The sequence below is a fragment of the Shewanella sp. NKUCC05_KAH genome, from assembly GCF_019345585.1.
Lineage (GTDB): Bacteria > Pseudomonadota > Gammaproteobacteria > Enterobacterales > Shewanellaceae > Shewanella > Shewanella oncorhynchi.
The window spans coordinates 86,958-101,658 of the sequence record NZ_JAHKQZ010000006.1 but is presented as its reverse complement, the minus strand read 5'-3'; the positions used below and the strand labels follow the sequence as shown (position 1 = coordinate 101,658).

Genomic DNA, 14,701 nt, shown 5'->3' with positions numbered 1-14,701 from the left:
TCATCCGACATAATCTATTGGGACTGAGAAGCCATTTTGGCTGAGTCAGCTGTGGCACTCTTGAAGAACATAGTGACACTCATCGTAAAACCTGTGCTTATCATCTGTGTCACTTAATGGGGATGCAGATTACCTGAGGTTTCGGGTCGATACAATCATCTGGGACTGGAATTTATTGGCTTTCGTTGAGTAATGGTATTTTCTGTGCGTTATGTTGGGTTTTCGTTGACCGCTTGGGCTTTTTAATACTTTGATAGTGGAAGAGTTAAATTTTTAGGGGCGATAAAGACCGCTTTTTTGAGTTCGCGGGGTAAAATAGCCCAATATTGGCTTACTGGCCCTTTCGTCATGAATGAGACTGTGCGGCTAAACCTGTTAATTTGGGCGCAAAATCTTGGTGCAATTGCAGCAAAAATTTGCGCTTAGGATGGCGTTCAGAGTCGTTCTAAGAATTGCTCTAATTAGAGAGTTGCTCAGAATTGAACTCGGGCTTAGTTGAAACTATTTAAGATGCATAATGAACTCAGATAACGATGAACCTAGACAATACCGAGATAAGAATGTTGCTAAGTGCTCTCCAAAAAGCCAGACAATGATAACCATCAGCCGCAAGGCTTTGTCCTGCAAGGCCCTCAAATGACCGACTCCAGAACATCTAGCAAAAACGGCGTGAATGTGGATCTATTTTTTATTCCACTGAGCGATATTTCATTGCCGCAAATATCACTCGCTCAGTCTTGGTTAAGTGATGATGAACTCGCTAAGGTCGCGCGTTATCGCGATCCCAAGGCGCAAATGAAGGGATTACAGGTCAGGGCAGCGTTGCGGGCCGTGTTATCTCGCTATGCGGATTTATTGCCACACGAGTGGTGTTTTGAATATGGCGCTAAGGGTAAGCCGAGTTTAACGGCAAAATTGCAACAGCAAACGGGGCTTGAGTTTAACTTAAGCCATAGCGGCGATTGGTTATTGATTGGTGTGACTCAGTTTCATGGTGTTGAGTCTGGTCTATTTGGGGTCGATATTGAAAGATCGCGGCCGAAGACGGATATCTATCCAATCCTAAATCATTATTTTTCCGCCCAAGAAACTGCGGCTTTGTTGACCCTTGTCGATGAAGCGAGTCAGCGGCAGCGCTTTTTCGATTTATGGGCGTTAAAGGAATCCTATATTAAGGCGACTGGCCTAGGTTTAGCGCAGTCGCTTAAATCCTTCGGCTTTGATCTAAAGCCATTCGAGCAATTGGTGGCCGGATCGGTTGAGCTTAGATGCCAAGATGCAGCGTTGATGCCGTTCTATGGTGTGGCGCCTTTGCTGAGTGTCTATCCTAATATCCCGCTGCAAACCATTGATGCAAGTTCATTGTATTGGCAAACCTATTTTGGGCGTTTGACCGAGGAGTACCGTTTTGCCGTGAGCTTAGGGCATGCTGGTAACACCGAGATTTCCATAATGCTAACGGCGCAACTGAGCAGCATAGAAGCCTTACTTGCCAATTGTGGTTAACTGGTCTTATTCATCTTCGGTTAAACATTGCTGGGTATAGTCACGCCCATAATATTTTGAATTTGAATGAAATAAATGAGGTTTAACAATGAAACGGATTAAGTGCCTAATACCTGCCACTATGATGGTGTTGCTATCTGGTTGTGGTTATTTTGGTGGCGATGAAAAGCAGCAATTGGAGCAGGCTTGGTTAGCCCAAGATCCACAGTTGCAGCAAGTGGTTGAGCAAATTCGTGCCAATGGCTTAGATGTTGTGGCGCAAAGCGCGGCAGCTGGCACAGTTTCGGCCTGTGTGGCTGAAAAACTCAGCCAAGATCCGCTGGGTAAGTTAGTCAATGTTGAAGGCTCGCTGGTGGAGTCTGCTAAGGTGGCAGAGCTGCTGGGGGACTTACAGAAAGTAATGGAGCAAGACATCAGTTTTGATCAGGTCGCGAGCTTGCTACAAAAGGGCGTCGATGCGGCGGCTTATGCTAAAAGTCTTATCGAGCAACAAGGTTTAGATCAAGCCTTACAAAGCCTTAAGCAAATGGTGACCGCGAGCGAGCAATTTGCCCAGCAAGACTTAGGCGGGCATTTTCAGCAGTTATTGCTTGAGTGCAAAACTTCAGTCCCAACGCCAGAGTCTGCGAATTAATTCTCTTACTTTAATCTAGCCTTTAAAGATTGCACGAGAGAACATGCCGTGCAAATGACTATCCGTACTTCACTCTTTTGCTTACAGAACACGACTCGCCAAGTGTCAGAATGGTTAGTGCGAGTGTAATTTTTCCATAAAACGCCCTGAAGATTCAGGGCGTTGATTTGGTTATTTCGCGCTTGGTAGTGGGACGATTTCAAAGCTTTCATCGAACTTTACTAAGGTCGACGCTATCTTACCGAAGGCATCTTTATCACCCTCTAACTTGGCAGTACCCTTAGCCAGTAACTCTTTAAGTGTGACTTTTCCGAGTAAAATCCCCGTAATATAGCGTTTATCAATATAAAGATTGGCATCGGCCTCCATCGGTTTATCAACCTTAATATTGCTTAAGTTACCGTTACTTAGTTCAACATAGAGCGTTTCTTGGGTGTCGGGGTTAATCACATTAAGCCTGATTAGCCCAAGTTCAGCAGCTTTGAGGCTATCGACTTTTACGGCGAGGAAGTCAAATAGGGTCGATATTTCCATTTCTCCTAAAATATCTGCTGAGGCCGATTTAGGCGCGCCGGGTTGAATGCCTACGCGTAACTCTTGGGCGCCAGTGAGGTAAATGTTACGCCAGCCAGCCCCTTCGGCTTGATAACCCAGTTGCTCATAGGTATCGGCAAGTAATTGTCTTGCCTCTTTATTATTAGGTTCTGCCATCACGACCTTATTGAGTGCGGTGGCCACAAAACGGTATTCGCCTTGGGCATAGTCGGCTTTGGCGTGTTTCACTACGGCTTTAGCTCCGCCCATATACTCCACAAATTTCGTCGCTTCATCTTTTGTCGGTAGTGGGTTTAAGTTGGCGGGATTCATATCGAAATAGCCAAGGTACATGTTGTACACGGCTTTGGCATTATGGCTGTAGGTGCCATGGTAACCATTGGTGTACCAAGTATCGCGCACAGCCTTAGGGATAGTGGTTTGAATCGCATCGCCAATATCTTGAATACCCACGCCATTATTGGCTAAACGCAGGGTTTGATTATGCACTAGGCCATAGTTATCCCTTTGCATTCTTAAGTATTGGTTTATATCAGTATTGCCAAATACGGGGGCTGAGTGGGCAGTGAATATAACCTGTGCATCATTACCAAAATGAGTCAGTAATTCGTTGATATCCTTAGACCATTTTATCGCATCTCGAACTTTTGCCCCGCGTAAGGTATAAATGTTGTGCATGCCGTGGTAGGTGAGCTCAGCGGTCCACAATGCTTTCATTGAGGGAATATAGGTGGCCATTTCCGAGGCGGCTTCTGTGCCTGATGCATCCATAAACACCATGTCGATGCCATCAATGGTGAGTGTTTCCCACTTATCTTTGGCATTTAAGGTGACATCGGGTTTAACGTAAGTCACTTCGCCTTTGGATAATCCCTTAGCAAGTGCGGCATCGACAATGCCTTGATCGTTTTGCTCTAATGTGGCGCCGTATTGATAGGCGGCACGGCGGCTCATGGCATTACCGGCAAGCACGTTTTCGTCGACAATTTCTTTGGTGATGTTATTGGAACCATAGACTTTGACGTTTGGGAACATATCTTTGATGGCGCGGGAGCCGCCAAAATGATCTCCATGACTGTGGGAATAAATCATTGCGACTACGGGTAAGTCATTGCCCTCGGGCAAGTGTTTAAGCGCAAACTCAAGGGATTGCTTTGCTGACTCTTTGGTGAGCAGTACGTCATAAAGGATCCAGCCCGTTTTACCGCGGATAAGGGTTAAGTTCGATAAGTCTGTGCCACGCACTTGATAAATGCCATCTGTGACCTTGTATAAGCCGTTAGACACCATATTCAACTGGGCTTGGCGATAGAGTGATGGGTTGACTGTGTCTGGGGTTTTGTCGCCGATAAAGCTGAATTCGGTGCGTAAAATGGCGGCAGTTGGTTCATCGAGTTCGGCGATGAGATTTTTAGAAAACTCTTCAAAGGCTTTTTTATCGGTGTAATTTAGAGTGGCTGCTGTGGCCTTGTTGACCTCAGCGGTTTGCTGGGTCGCAGGCTTTCCCTGATAGTGCAGGCTAATATGTTCATGCTCGTGTTCCGCGGCCACGGCGCTTAAAGAGAAGCTGGCGATAATACTCATTGTCATCAAAGATTTTTGCATTATTTTACCTACCAAAAAGTGGGATAGTGTCGTTGATGGTTTGAGTATAGCCAGCTTGTGTATTTAGATAACTCGAGTTAGCTTGGGTTGTAATATTCATATAGTGAATGAGTGCGCTCCCTTATGCCGACACGAAAGCCATTAGATTTAAATTTATTACGCGTGTTTATGGTGGTTTACCGTACTCGTTCATTCACCCAAGCGGCGCAGGAGTTAGATTTAACTCAGTCTTCCGTGAGCAATGCGATAAGCCGGTTCAGGGCTTGGGTCGGGGAGTCGCTGTTTAATCGAGTTGGACGGGGAATTGAGCCTACATCGGTGGCACGGGAGATGTACCGTAAATTTGAGCAGCCCATGGCGGATATTGAAACCGTATTACTGGGGTTTGAGCATTTTGATCCCAACTCGAGCCAGCGGCGCTTTTATGTATATGCTAATGAGTCGGTTATCGAAGCGCTGCAATCAGGCGTGCAGGCTTTATTACAGAATGCGGATATTGAAGTCATTTTCCGCGAGTCGCCGCCGCAGGAGGATGAGCTATATCGCGATATTTTGCTTGAGCGGGTCGCCGTTGCCATAGACATTAAGCCCGCGCAGCAAAGTTTGCTCTCGAGCAAATTACTCTTCACCGAAACCCTCGTTTGTATCGTCAGTTTGCAGCATCCTCGTATTCAAGGTGCTATCACCCATGGGCAGTATTTTGAGGAGAAACACGTCTTTTTAAATATGCGGCGTTTTAATTTGACTGCAGGGGATTTGTTTACCGAAGGCGTGTTACCAAGGCGCAAAATGTACAGTGAGCAATCATCTTTATTGAGTATGTTTGCAACTGTCGGCAAAAGTGAGGCGATAGGCATAGCGCCTTTGCGGTACGCCAGTCAGTACGCTGAGATGTTCGGCTTACAGATTTTACCTATGCCCCTGAAAACAAGGCCAATTGATTTGTATATGGTGTGGAGCAGTAAATATACCCAAAACCCGAGCCACCAATGGCTACGGCGTTTATTGCTTAATGCGAGTGCAAACACTGTGAATGAAAAAGCTCTGAATCTAGCGAGCAGCTAGGGCTAGCGATTCAGAGCTTTGTTGCAGTTTTTAAATTTTATTTTCTATCTCAGATTGTTAATCTAATAGCCTAAGAAGGTCATTACTGTCTTGCGAGTCTGTGGCTTTCACCAGGTTGCTCGAAGTCACTGCGATAAGGGTTGATATCTAAACCACCGCGACGCGTGTAGCGGGCGTAAACTGTCAATTTAGTGCAATGGCAAAAACGTTTTAAATCGACGAAAATTCGCTCGACACATTGCTCGTGGAATTCGTTATGTTGGCGGAAAGAAATCAAATAGCGCAGCAGTTTCTCGCGATCGATTTTAGGGCCTTGATAACGGATCATCACGCTGCCCCAATCGGGTTGCGAAGTGATCAAACAGTTGGATTTCAGCAGGTTTGAATTAAGCGTTTCCGCGACCGTTTGCTTATCGTCTGTACTGTTAACTAAGTAATCAGGATTAAAACTATAATCGCTGACTTCAATATCGAGATCGTCAATACAAGTGCCAGGTAACTCAATAATACGCTGAATACCAAAGCTTTTTGGCTCGATAATCTTAACGCTAACATCACCTTGAGCACACTGACTTAAGTCTTGCACTAAGGTTTTTTGCAGTGAATCTAGGCTATCAAACTTGGTTTGATTAAAGCTATTGAGATACAGTTTGAACGATTTCGACTCAATCAGATTCAGGCTTTCATAGCTTAAATGAAATTCAGCTATGGCCACCATAGGCTTACCTTTGGCATTTAACCAAGACAGCTCATAACCCGTCCAGATATCGGCACCATGAAACGGTAACGTCCCAGTGAGTGCAATAGCATTACGGTTTAGTGAGCGTGGAACCCCTTGCAGCAGCGACGCATCATACTCGGCTTGGTAGTCGGTGGCTTTACCTAAAGTCAGGCCAACAAGCGCTTGCGCATCACTATAGGGATCGTGATTCTGTGTCATCAATACTGTTTCCATGTCAAAATAGGCGCACATTATACCTGAAATTGGATTGTGCTTAAGTGTCTTGTCTGCCCGCACTCGATAAATTTTTGCAAAACTATCATCAAGCTTACTTAACGAGTTTAGGTGAACTACCGCGTTATTACCCACAGGGTGAGCCTTCTGTGTGTATTCAAGGCGAATTTCAACCGGATCTTGAACAGGCCGTTTCTTGGCAGCCAGTGAAACGCAAAGTTGAAGGCAGTTTCGCCAATGTAGAGCATGCACTGGAGTTAACTTTATGGCCAGAGATCAATGATTTTTACGGTCATTATTTCTCCGCCCCAGTATTATTTGACTCTAAGTGGGGCACAGGGGAGTTACTGCAAGTCTGGAATGATGACGATTTTAATTGCCTGCAACAAAACTTGATTGGTCATCTGATGATGAAGAAAAAACTGAAGCAGTCACCGACTTGGTTTATCGGTCTGTTAGATGAGGGAGATAAAATGCTCACCATCAATAACAGTGATGGTAGCGTATGGATTGAAATCCCTGGTGAAGTGCAATCTGAGCAATTGTCCTCGAGTTTGACTGCGTTTATTGAAGCATTATCGCCACGGATAGCACCACCCGTTAAACATGAAGAACTACCTATGCCCGCATTAGAACATCCTGGTATTTTCGCCAGTTTTAAACGTATGTGGCAAAACCTTTTCGGTAAACGTTAACTTCTGTGATCGACATTTTTATTCTCAACCTAAGTGTTAACTCTCAACCTAAGCGTGGCTTATCTTAGGTTGAGTTCTGCAAGGGGTAAACAGATATTATTGATGATCCCAAGACAGATTCGACACTATGCGGCAAGGCTCGCAGCGAAAATGAAACATATCCAATAAAGGTTCATCGAGTTTCCAATCATGACTGCCACAACGTGGGCAAGGTCGCGTTTTTTCTGTGGCTAAATCTTGGCCGCCAACGCGATATAAGTAGTAATAGGTCGGGATCTGAGTGAGATATTCGATACGACCGCGCAAATCCCAACCTCTGCGAAATAAATCACTGTCAGAACTCGATAATTCCTCTAGCGCGGCAAATTCTGCCTTGGTGGCCGCTGCCATTTGCAGCTCGTCGCAGGCTTGCCATTCGCTCTGCCAACGGATAATACGTTTATGATCGCCATTAAAGGTTGCGGGTATACGGTACAGGGGAATGGGCAATAAATTGTCGCCGCTGCGTAGGGGCGAGCACATATGCACAAAACTGGTGTATAGCAGTTGCCAGCTGGGTGTTTCGGTATTACTTACTTCAGAATTGATATCCTGACCAATAAACTTTTCCCGCGGCGCGAGTAGTTTAGCGTCGGTTAATTCTACTAAGGCTTTTTTGACCCAAGGGCTGTGATATTTGTGCGCTAAACTGCTTTTCTCTGGCATCAATAAACGCACTCTAAACTCACCGTCATTAAAGGCGACCGCAAATTCTCGTCCTATGATTTGGCCATTAGCTCGATAGGCTTCAAGGAGCTGATTAATGGCCTTCTCGGCGGCAGATATCGTGGTGTCGGCGAAGCATTCGAAGCGCAGTTCAGTGACAAACATTAAGCTGTTTTTCCTTGGATTTCTAATAAGTTGATGCGTTGTTTAAGTTCAAGCAGTTCGTTTTTTAATTGCATTATTTCTGTTTTTTGCTGCTCAGCATGACGTTCAAAATACGCCTGTTGCATCTGCAGGCGCTCGGCGAGCACTGCAAGGGTTAAGGTATCGTTAGTTGCGGGAACGTCAGTTGTAGGGCTGATAGTTTGCAACTCAGCTAAACGCTCGCGATCTGCCTTAGGCATAGATTTAAATTGCTGTAAGCCTTGGATCAATATAGGTAAAGGTAGGCTACTACCTAAACGGGTTTTAATTAAGGCAAGGCTCGGTACTTTACCGCAGGCTTCGAGCGAACGTGCGGCCGCTAATACTTGGTCAAGGGGACTCATAATTAGCAAAATTCCTTACTTTGTTGAATTGTTTAAACCAATTTTAAAATAATAATTAAGTTTTTCATTTAAAAACAGTGTGTTGTCTTGTGGCATTTATTTTGCTTATTGTCCAGCCGAAATACCATTTATTAAGCTTCAATAATAATTACACAGGATGTCACATGATGAACCATAAATTGAATAACAAACTTATCGCCATCACTTTTTTAGGGCTCGCAAGCTTAGGTCTTAGCGGCTGCGTGGTCAATGTCGGTGATGGAGAATCGGGTTGGGATAGCAGCGAATCATGGGAGAAAGTGCAGGATAAAAATCGCACTAACTTAACCAAACTGAGCTTAGGGATGCCCAAAGACCAAGTGATGATCTTAATGGGCACCGCTGATTTTAGTGAAGCCTATATTCAACAAAGTGCTCAACAAGGTGAAGCCAATAAAGAAGTCTTAGTGTTGTTTTATCGTACCCAGCGTAATAATGGCGATGGAAAAACCACTAAGGATGAATGCACGCCTATCGTGCTGAGCAACAATGCCTTAGTGGGTTGGGGTGAAACGGCTTACGGTAAAATCTGAACCAACGAGTCTTATCGTTTACGTAGCTGAGTGTCTAATTGCTCAATGGGCTCAGTCCAGAGGGCATCGGCTTCTAAACCTTCAATGATAAAGCTCTTTTGGGCAGGGGTCCAAAAGGGCGCTTGGCTTAAATGGATGTGATGGTCGATATCATGGGTTGCAATAAACTGCGCTATGGCCTCGTCGCTACTGTCTAAACCGAGTTGCTCAAACAAGTGGCTTAAGTCTACTGGAGTTGTATCCATCATTATTTCCTTTTCAGTATAGTGCCTTCGTTTAGAGTAAGCGCCTGATTGAAAAATGCAATCTATGATTAAAATTTGCACTTTTTAGTTTCCTTGGTAGATTAACAGTTACGCATAAAAAAGTGTGAGCTAAGTCAAGGAATGCTAACGATGGACAATGAAATTCTGGAGGACTGCCGCGCAGTCTATTTGACCGCGGAAGACTTACGCATTGCCGCTTCTATTCTCTATAACGCTTACCATGATGATCCTTTTTTTGTCGATTCACTCTTTACCTCAGACAAAGCCGCTTATGAGCAAAAATTGCGCGCCGCAATCAGGGAAGAACTCAATACGTTATGGCAACAAAAACAAGCCCTCATTGGTTTATTCGACCATGAAAGACTCTTTGGGTTAGCCTGTGTAGTTACTCAAGAAGTGCCTTTAGGGGAAGGGCGTTATTGGCATTGGCGCTTAAAGATGTTGTTAGGTACAGGTTGGCAATCGACTCAAGCACTAATGAACAAAGAGTCCAGTATTATTGAACTTTTACCCAGTAAGCACTGCGGTATTTTGCAGTTTATTGCTCTTGCACCAAATGAACAGCACAAAGGACTTGGACATAAGTTAGTACAAGCTGTGGTGAGTTGGTGTGATGAGCAGCCTGATTTGGATGGCATTGGTGTGTTTATCGCTCAGGAGAACCACTTGCAACTGTTTACTCAGCATGACTTTGTATCCATAGGCGAGCTGAGTATTGGCAGTATTCATGGCCAACTTTTATTCTATTCGGTTCAACAAGATGACTCACTCTTATAAACGTTTCGCCGATTTTTATCCTTTCTATTTATCCCAACACCAGCACCCGATTTGTCGGCAATTACACTTTGTTGGCAGTTGTTTAGTTCTGCTGCTGATTGGCATTGCCTTGGTTTCACAAGCCTGGTGGCTATGTTGGTTCATTCCTATTGTTGGTTATGGTTTTGCGTGGGTGGGACACTTCGTATTTGAGAAGAATCGACCCGCGACATTTCAGTATCCTTTTTACAGTTTGATGGCAGATTGGGTGATGTTTGCGCAGATGATCCGCCGCTTTTTTAAACATTAAAAAAACTGCCCGAGTGAGATGCCCATGCCCGTGTGAGAGATCGCTTACAAACGTTGTAGGACATAATGTTTTCTTTTTGATTGTTTTTTGTCCTACAATATTTAATTTTAAATAGAATCATTGGTTTGTATTTATTTTTCTTTGGTTGGTCCGTAATTAATTTTGTAGTCCGTTCTTTGAGCCGAACAAAAACGTTAGGGTTAACGTAGAATTCACTCATGGCCAAAGCAAATGGATAGCAAGGAAAGCGAAACAGGCCAAAGGGACGCAAGAAGCAACGAATTAAGATTTCAAGGTTGAAATCGCTGACGGTAGGAAAACTGTCATTCGCCTCGGATAGGCTAAGGAAAAGCAGGATTGCTTTTCAAGGATGATTAGGGACAGTGAGTTGTATCGTCAGGATGATGAATTTCAGGAAGAATACAGGACACGCTTAAGGATTAAGCATGAACTCGAAACAGGATGTGTCGAGATAAGGATAAAGTATAAGGGTGAACAGCTTGTACTAATCTATGGAAAATAAATTTTGCAGGATGCAATAGGAATACGTCATAGGAAGTGACAGGCTCTGTAAAAAGGATTTACAGGTCAAGGGACTGAGTGTTATCTCACGTAAGTTTGATACACAGGGACGAAAAGGGATTACAGGGACGACGCAGGACGCAAGCAGACGCATGGATGGTGCAGGGAGCACAAATCGAGCAGGACGGCTTACAAAGGATAAATGGGGCGCACTTTAGTTGCGCCCTTTTCTTTGGTTCATTTTCAGCATTAATCTGGCTTTGCCAAGCTATAACGCTATTCACACAGACTTTATCTTAACGCTGCTTAAAGACATCTTGCCGTAAAGCATGTTCACCAGTCCTACTTCTCTTATTGCCCAATGATTTACTCTGTGTTGACTGTGTTTTGGTCATGCGCCGAATGCTTGTCGAATTTTGAGCGATAGCGGTTTATGCATAAGTCCTTTAGGGGAGAACATCTAGCGCTTTGCTTACTTTTGATTCGAATTGCCATCCTCCGTGTAAGAGATCTCTCACAAGTATGTAAGTAATTTGTAAGCCCAAAGGGTGGTCATGTCTTGTGGCTAGTTATTATTTTTATTTATATCAGTATGTTAGTATATTTTCTGTCAATTGAACTCACCATCTTCGTTAACATTTTAAATAATCCGCAATGAGTACTTTTGTTGGTTGGCGTAGAATTCATCTTGTAGAAGGAGTTACGGGCAACAGGATGTTGGCGATCAGGATGATCGAACAGTGACTAAGGAATGTGACTTAAGGAAAGATAGGGATATAGGTCTTTCAGGATGAAAGAGAGCCAATACCAAGGAAAGGAGACTATCAAGGATTGATAGACTCATTGCATAGGATGGCCAATGGCACAGGGAGTGCAATTGAATGGATGCAATACCCGTTTCATGGATGATGATGGAACCGCTCAGGAAAGAGCAAGCTTGGGACTGGATGACCAAGAGATAGGGAAGTACATGAGTACAAGGACCTCAAGGATTGAGCAGGGATGAAGCAGGACGCAGATTGACGCATGGATGGTGCAGGGAGCACAAAAATAGCGGGATAGCTTAACAGAGAATAGGAGGGCGTGGCTTTAGGGCCGCGCCCTTTCTTTTTTAACTTTGACAGTGAGTTATTTTTTAGCCGTATTTACGATAAAAAAGAATGATGTCTTGCTCTCTATGTTGGCTCACATTTTATTTGAGCCAACATTGTCGATAAAAGCTTAATGGCATTTGCCTGAGTTACAACCACTTTGCGTACCACACCCGCCAAACTTACCCTGTGACGTTGGGGCTTCATGCCATTCTGGCTCAGGGAAGATAGGCCATTCAATCTTTTGAATTTTCTTGCCTTGCATCCAAATATGGCCACGGTATTGGTTAATGCCGTCGGTGCTGAATTCAAATAAATATTTCGCCTTCCAGCAGATCCCCGTCGTGCCGCCAATGCTAGGGCGGGCAGTTTCCATGGCAATGGCTAACAGTTGAACTTTTTGTCGCCAACATTCTTTTTCGGCAAAAATACGGCTCAACTCTGCCATTTGGCGTAGTTGCCAAAAGAATGCGGCAATCACGACGAGGCCAATAATTAACAGTAAATCTGACATCATTTGTTTGCTGCCTTAAACAAACCACCTATGGCTTGTGATAGTTGAACACTTCGATTGGGATTTCTTAATTCGCCTAGTAGTTGATTGCGCAAACTAGGAATAGCCACAATATCAGTAAAGACCTGATTAAAAAAGGCTTGGGGCTGCAGTGCCAGAGCTTCTAAGTAAAGACTGCGACTTGAATCTTGTTTTAATACCGACCAATTACGTCCGGCAATGCTGATGAGGGCATTGGTATCTAAAGAGGATTGGCCGTGTAGATGCGCAAACGCTTTTTGGCTGTGTTTGGCGCTAGAAGCCAAAGCGCGAAGGAAATAGGCTTGGTGTTCTGGCGCTGCGTCTTGAAGTTTCGCGAGAATCTTATCGGCGAGTGTGTCGCTAATCAGTAAGTGTTCAAGGCATTGGCATAGGGCGATTTGCACTTCGATGGCGGCTGTATCAAAACTCGATACCAAGTGCTGCTCATGATCAAATTCTTTTGTGCGTACACACACATCGGCTATGCCTTGCATTCCAATATGTTGCCATTGTGATGGGGCAATTTGGCCTGACAGATATTGCACGGCAAACTCGTATTGTGATGAAGCGCGCTGGCCAAGTTGTTTACGAACGAGTGCGTTAAATACGGCAAGTTTTTCCTGGCTTGGCTTGAAATTAAACGGATTATTCGCGAGTCGTTCTTGCTGCTCATCACTGAGTGGCTGAGTGGGATCTTGCCCTAATGCCGCTAATATCATTTCGATAAATTGTGAGCGCGGTGCAGGCGACAGTAATCCTTGCTCATCTAACGCCAGTTTTAGAAACCAAATAAAGTGTTGCTGGCTCGCATCCCAAAAGACAATAGCAAATTGTGCATGCCCTTGAATGGGATAAGGATAAGGGGCTGACAGAGATTCGATTTGGTGAAACGCGAGCATATCAATATGTTGCACCCTACGGCCAAGATCATACACTTGGAACTGGGTTTTGGCTGTGGTTAAAAACTGGCTTAAAGTAGTAATTTCAGTCATTTGGCTGCCATATCAATCAAAGAGGCTCAATAAATTGGCGCCATTATAGGGGGAAGTGCGTCTGGATGGTATGATTGCGGCACTTTAATCGACCTATTCGGCCAGTGAATTGTGGGGAGTTCTTGAATCACAAAGGGCTAATATAAGAATGGATCTGAAAGCTATGTTATACAGTCAAACCCAAGCTAAATTGGCTCAAATTACCCACGCGCTACAAGCGGCTGAGTTGTGGTCTGAGCAAGCGCCTTCTGCCGCTGCAATGGCAAGCACAGCACCTTTTGCCTGTGATCTTATGCCCCTTGAGCAGTGGCTGCAGTTTATTTTGCTGCCTAGAATGCAGACTTTAATCGAAACGGGGGCGCCATTGCCGACTCAAATTGCGATTGCCCCTATGGCTGAACATGTTTGGCTGGATATGCCCCCGCGCCAAACTTTAATTAGCCTATTGAATGAATTGGATATGTTGTTAAATGAATCAAGATGATATCTGGCTTGAAACGCCTGAAAATGCAGTGAATGTATCCCAAGAGGACGATTCAGAAGAGCAGGCGCCTGAGATTGAAATTCTTTATGAAGATGAGCACTTAGTGGCAATTCATAAACCCGCAGGCTTATTGGTCCACCGCAGTTATTTAGCGCGTCGGGAGCGATTTTTTGCCATGCAGCTGACCCGTGACTTAGTGGGCTGCCATGTGTTTCCTGTACATCGTCTCGACAGGCCGACATCCGGCGTGCTCTTGTTTGCCAAGAGTAGTGAAGTGGCCAATGCTCTGTGTGAGCAATTTGCTTCCCATACGATTGAAAAACAATATTTGGCTTTAGTGCGCGGTAATATGCATGAGAGCGGTATTTTAGATTATGCGCTTAAGGTTGAGTTGGATGAATTAGGCGATAAGAATGCCGATCCTAACAAAGCCGCGCAGGAGGCTGTGACGGCTTATGAGCCATTACTCAATACTGAAATTCCGTATCCGTCAGGTCGATATCCCACTAGCCGATTCGCACTGGTACGCTTGAGTCCTAAAACGGGGCGTAAGCATCAGCTTAGAAGGCATATGGCACATTTACGCCACCCCATCGTCGGTGATACCACCCATGGCGACGGTAAGCAAAATGCATTTTTTCGTGAGCATTTCAGTATTAATCGCCTGTGGCTTATCGCAAAAAAACTCACCTTTACACATCCAATAACTCAAACTCGGCTCAGCATAGAAACCGAGCTCGAGTCCGAGTGGGAAACCGTGTTTGTCGAGTTAGGTTGGGACGAGGCGACCTTGAGTCAGCAAGCTGAGTTATTCATCGCCCAAGAGGCGTGAACAGCAAGCGGCCAATGCTTGATATGGTGATATCAACTTAGCCGCGTGAATAAAATTAAGTGCATTCACTTTG

The 14,701-nt window shown here is 44.7% G+C and carries 16 protein-coding genes; 9 read left to right on the top strand and 7 right to left on the bottom strand.

What is annotated here, in order from left to right; translation table 11 throughout:
* The first annotated feature begins 636 nt into the window (after positions 1-636).
* Together KO533_RS07845 and KO533_RS07840 are read left to right on the top strand one after the other, a co-directional pair.
* The gene (locus KO533_RS07845; protein WP_219253561.1) at positions 637-1,506 is read left to right on the top strand and encodes a 4'-phosphopantetheinyl transferase superfamily protein; all 870 of its coding nucleotides are present in this window, start codon (positions 637-639) and stop codon (positions 1,504-1,506) included.
* 88 nt (positions 1,507-1,594) lie between these two features.
* Positions 1,595-2,140 (top strand): hypothetical protein, encoded by a 546-nt coding sequence (locus KO533_RS07840; protein ID WP_219253560.1) that lies wholly within the window; start codon positions 1,595-1,597, stop codon positions 2,138-2,140.
* A gap of 171 nt (positions 2,141-2,311) precedes the next feature.
* Here KO533_RS07840 and KO533_RS07835 read toward each other — a convergent pair whose 3' ends face one another.
* The gene (locus tag KO533_RS07835; protein ID WP_219253558.1) at positions 2,312-4,300 is read right to left on the bottom strand and encodes an alkyl sulfatase dimerization domain-containing protein; all 1,989 of its coding nucleotides are present in this window, start codon (positions 4,298-4,300) and stop codon (positions 2,312-2,314) included.
* Positions 4,301-4,423: 123 nt separating this feature from the next.
* Here KO533_RS07835 and KO533_RS07830 point away from each other — a divergent pair, with 123 nt between their 5' ends.
* Positions 4,424-5,365, top strand: coding sequence for a LysR family transcriptional regulator (locus KO533_RS07830; protein WP_219253556.1), 942 nt, complete (start codon positions 4,424-4,426; stop codon positions 5,363-5,365).
* Between the two features lie 82 nt (positions 5,366-5,447).
* On the opposite strand, the gene queF is transcribed toward KO533_RS07830, so the two are convergent.
* Positions 5,448-6,305 (bottom strand): NADPH-dependent 7-cyano-7-deazaguanine reductase QueF, encoded by an 858-nt coding sequence (gene queF, locus KO533_RS07825; protein ID WP_105249734.1) that lies wholly within the window; start codon positions 6,303-6,305, stop codon positions 5,448-5,450.
* 59 nt (positions 6,306-6,364) lie between these two features.
* Between queF and syd the strand changes: the two genes are divergently transcribed.
* Positions 6,365-7,015 carry a SecY-interacting protein gene (syd, locus tag KO533_RS07820; protein WP_028760624.1) on the top strand — a complete coding sequence of 217 codons (651 nt, stop codon included), beginning with the start codon at positions 6,365-6,367 and terminating at the stop codon, positions 7,013-7,015.
* A 96-nt stretch (positions 7,016-7,111) separates the two neighbouring features.
* On the opposite strand, the gene KO533_RS07815 is transcribed toward syd, so the two are convergent.
* Together KO533_RS07815 and KO533_RS07810 are read right to left on the bottom strand one after the other, a co-directional pair.
* Entirely contained in the window at positions 7,112-7,885 is a 774-nt protein-coding gene (locus tag KO533_RS07815) for a Zn-ribbon-containing protein (protein ID WP_219253555.1), read from the bottom strand.
* Positions 7,885-8,268: a hypothetical protein gene (locus KO533_RS07810; protein WP_028760622.1), complete on the bottom strand. Its 384-nt coding sequence runs from the start codon at positions 8,266-8,268 to the stop codon at positions 7,885-7,887. Before KO533_RS07810 ends, KO533_RS07815 begins: the two co-directional genes overlap by 1 nt.
* A 164-nt stretch (positions 8,269-8,432) precedes the next feature.
* Between KO533_RS07810 and KO533_RS07805 the strand changes: the two genes are divergently transcribed.
* The gene (locus KO533_RS07805; protein ID WP_028760621.1) at positions 8,433-8,840 is read left to right on the top strand and encodes a DUF3192 domain-containing protein; all 408 of its coding nucleotides are present in this window, start codon (positions 8,433-8,435) and stop codon (positions 8,838-8,840) included.
* Between the two features lie 11 nt (positions 8,841-8,851).
* Here the strand turns inward: KO533_RS07805 and KO533_RS07800 are convergent, their stop codons facing one another.
* On the bottom strand, positions 8,852-9,085 hold the full coding sequence (locus KO533_RS07800; protein ID WP_028760620.1) for a DUF2789 domain-containing protein: 234 nt from the start codon (positions 9,083-9,085) through the stop codon (positions 8,852-8,854).
* Positions 9,086-9,235: 150 nt separating this feature from the next.
* Between KO533_RS07800 and KO533_RS07795 the strand changes: the two genes are divergently transcribed.
* Together KO533_RS07795 and KO533_RS07790 are read left to right on the top strand one after the other, a co-directional pair.
* Positions 9,236-9,883, top strand: coding sequence for a GNAT family N-acetyltransferase (locus tag KO533_RS07795; protein WP_219253553.1), 648 nt, complete (start codon positions 9,236-9,238; stop codon positions 9,881-9,883).
* On the top strand, positions 9,867-10,172 hold the full coding sequence (locus KO533_RS07790) for a DUF962 domain-containing protein (RefSeq protein WP_219253552.1): 306 nt from the start codon (positions 9,867-9,869) through the stop codon (positions 10,170-10,172). The genes KO533_RS07795 and KO533_RS07790 overlap by 17 nt, the downstream gene beginning before the upstream one ends.
* Positions 10,173-11,915: 1,743 nt before the next feature.
* On the opposite strand, the gene KO533_RS07785 is transcribed toward KO533_RS07790, so the two are convergent.
* Both KO533_RS07785 and KO533_RS07780 read right to left on the bottom strand, forming a co-directional pair.
* A complete protein-coding gene (locus tag KO533_RS07785; RefSeq protein WP_105249728.1) occupies positions 11,916-12,302 on the bottom strand; it encodes a DUF3301 domain-containing protein in 387 nt (128 codons plus the stop codon).
* On the bottom strand, positions 12,299-13,312 hold the full coding sequence (locus KO533_RS07780) for a DUF3549 family protein (RefSeq protein ID WP_219253551.1): 1,014 nt from the start codon (positions 13,310-13,312) through the stop codon (positions 12,299-12,301). The genes KO533_RS07785 and KO533_RS07780 overlap by 4 nt, the downstream gene beginning before the upstream one ends.
* A 163-nt stretch (positions 13,313-13,475) precedes the next feature.
* On the opposite strand from KO533_RS07780, the gene KO533_RS07775 reads away from it, so the two are divergent.
* Together KO533_RS07775 and truC are read left to right on the top strand one after the other, a co-directional pair.
* Positions 13,476-13,796, top strand: coding sequence for a YqcC family protein (locus KO533_RS07775; protein ID WP_028760615.1), 321 nt, complete (start codon positions 13,476-13,478; stop codon positions 13,794-13,796).
* A complete protein-coding gene (truC, locus tag KO533_RS07770; RefSeq protein ID WP_219253550.1) occupies positions 13,783-14,628 on the top strand; it encodes a tRNA pseudouridine(65) synthase TruC in 846 nt (281 codons plus the stop codon). The genes KO533_RS07775 and truC overlap by 14 nt, the downstream gene beginning before the upstream one ends.
* Positions 14,629-14,701: the final 73 nt, after the last annotated feature.